Origin of the sequence: Burkholderia sp. Bp8963 (genome assembly GCF_003854275.1) — a bacterium.
GTDB lineage: Bacteria > Pseudomonadota > Gammaproteobacteria > Burkholderiales > Burkholderiaceae > Burkholderia.
On sequence record NZ_QTQP01000122.1, the window covers coordinates 1 to 2397 of the forward strand.

The following is a 2397-nucleotide window of genomic DNA, read 5'->3' on the forward strand; positions in this document are numbered from 1 at the left end:
CGTACGTCCGCGAACCGGCCCGGTGATCGACCGGCTCACCGTACCGCTCGACTGAAGGCACTGTGGAGGCGCGAATGAAGCAGATCCTGACGTGCCCGGTCGTCGAACTGCACATGTCGAACATCCACGCGCGAACCGTTTCGGCATCGCTCGGTATTCGCCGACATCGTCAGCGGACAGATCGCCGGGTTCGGCATCGACAGCTATCTGCTCGCTCTTGGAGCCGCTGTCTCGGCGATCGACAGAAGTGAATCAACTGCGCGCTACACGATTGGCGAGGACGCTGTCGATGAACCCCATGCTCCGTCAGATGGAGGGGGGGAAAGACAAAGGCCGTCGGCGTGGGAACACGCGGCGGCCCTTTCGTTTCGTGCTGTGCCGCAATCAGGCGTGCGCGGCACGCTCCAACACTTCACGCGCCGCGCGGCCGAGCACCTCTTCCGACCATTGGTTCACGCTTTCGCCGGAAACTGCGGCCGCGATGCCAACGCTCGCGTGTACGGCTGGGTCAATGCGGAGCATGAGTTTCCCTGACGCCGGCTTTTGCGGTTTGCGGCCGGCCTGCTCGCAATCGGCCAGGTAGTGATCGACGGCCGCGTGAAAATCGGTCGTGAGCTCGTCGACGGTTGAGCCGTGAAAGCTGATCTTGTCGTCGACGCCGAGCACGTGGCCGACGAAGATATTGTCGCGCCCGTCGAAGTCGATGCGGGCGAAGTATCCCTTGTAGGTCATGGCGTTGGTCATGGCTTGATTCCCATTTCGACGGCACAGCGCGTGACGAACATCATGAGCGAAATTGCAGCGGCATCAGAAGGGCAGAGCGCCAGCGTCGAGCAGGTCAATATGGCAGTCACCCAGATGGATGAGGTGACCCACCAGACTGCCGCGCTGGTCGAAGATGCCTCCGCGGCGGTGCAGTCGATGGCTCAACATGCGCAGGACCTGAGTGAAGTCGTGGCGGTCTTCAAGGTGGGGGACCCTGGATCCGCTGGCACATCCATTCGTCGCACGGGCACCATGCAACTTTTAACCATATCGGACTATTGCTACTGTAAAAACGCCTCTGAATGGTAGCGCCAGCGCATTTAATCGCGTCTGATAGCATAATCTATCAACCTCAACAACCGTCACGCCCAGCAGCACTGCCGCATCGCCAATTGAAAAGCGTCTTTTCCGATAAAAAATAATATAGGATATAGCGCCCGTTATTAAACGCAATGCTCAGATTTGCGCAGATCCATGCTTTGCTGACGAATACTCTCGATCCTGGAATTCCCCTGCGATGTTATGCCGAGGACTCGTTCCAGGGCGTGTGGAGACGGACAAGGTCGCAGATCTGCGATCCCGTTAACTCGATATCAGACGGCGGATGTGCGTCAAGTGTCTGCACGCAGTGCGATTTCCGTCTGCCGCATTTTGGCAGGCCGATTTGGATGCGCCTGCTCATTGTCTGACTATATAGCTCTCACCGTACATGAGCTGCTGACGAGGAGCAACAGCGCTTGCGATGACGCCGTCACGAAGATGTGCGGAAAATTGATTCGGAAAGGTTGTCGAACAAGAATTGTAATAATGGCAGTGGCCTTCGCTGAGCACGGATGCACGCAGTTGGGTCAGTAACCAGAAAAACGTGCGTGACCATGGTGCATACAGGTTGGCTTGTCAAAAAATAAGCACTGGAAATTTATTTCCTCAAAACCGCCCCTCGGATCGACTCCGGCAATGAAGTTTCTCTGAACTAGCTGCGCCCGGCGCAACGTTCGACAGAACGACCAACGACGGGCAAGCAGCCATTTCCTGTGCTTGCCGCGCGCGCAATGCCTCGACTGGCATGACAGTTGCTCTCCTTGTCGAAGAGTCCGATAAGCATCAACGTGTGTTGGGGAAATGAAAGAGGAGCCTAAATGAAATTGATAAGTGCAATCATCAAACCGTTCAAGCTCGAGGATACGCGCGAGGCGCTGTCCGCCCTTGGCGTCTCTGGCATCACGGTGACGGAGGTGAAGGGGTTCGGGCGCCAGAAGGGGCACACCGAACTGTATCGTGGCGCCGAATACGCGGTCGATTTTCTGCCGAAGGTAAAGATTGAGGCGGCCGTTTCCGACGACCTCGTCGACCAGGCGGTTGAGGCGATCGAGCGCGCGGCGCATACAGGCAAGATCGGCGACGGCAAGATCTTCGTCACACCGATCGAGACGGCGATCCGGATCCGTACCGGGGAGACCGGTGCAGACGCGCTGTAACAGACAAGACGAGCGACAAGAGGAAACCCAAGATGCGCAAACTTCTGATGTCCCTGCTGATGGCCGGCTCGCTGATCGCGGCCGGCGTTGGCCCCGCGCTCGCGGACGACGCGGCATCGGCCGCGGCTGCTTCCGCGCCTGCCGCATCGGCACC

At 58.3% G+C, this 2397-nt stretch carries 3 protein-coding genes and 1 pseudogene; 3 read left to right on the forward strand and 1 reads right to left on the reverse strand.

The genetic code is table 11. The features are described from left to right. Positions 1 to 83 precede the first annotated feature (83 nt). Positions 84 to 240: pseudogene (locus DID96_RS37515) on the forward strand (type II 3-dehydroquinate dehydratase); the annotation flags it as partial. Positions 241 to 384: 144 nt separating this feature from the next. Here the strand turns inward: DID96_RS37515 and DID96_RS37520 are convergent. Then, on the reverse strand, positions 385 to 744 hold the full coding sequence (locus tag DID96_RS37520) for a type II toxin-antitoxin system HicB family antitoxin (RefSeq protein WP_124604330.1): 360 nt from the start codon (positions 742 to 744) through the stop codon (positions 385 to 387). Positions 745 to 774: 30 nt separating this feature from the next. Between DID96_RS37520 and DID96_RS37525 the strand changes: the two genes are divergently transcribed. Both DID96_RS37525 and DID96_RS37530 read left to right on the forward strand, forming a co-directional pair. Then, entirely contained in the window at positions 775 to 1074 is a 300-nt protein-coding gene (locus tag DID96_RS37525) for a hypothetical protein (protein WP_185732500.1), read from the forward strand. Positions 1075 to 1904: 830 nt separating this feature from the next. Beyond that, entirely contained in the window at positions 1905 to 2243 is a 339-nt protein-coding gene (locus DID96_RS37530; protein ID WP_124604334.1) for a P-II family nitrogen regulator, read from the forward strand. Positions 2244 to 2397 lie beyond the last annotated feature (154 nt).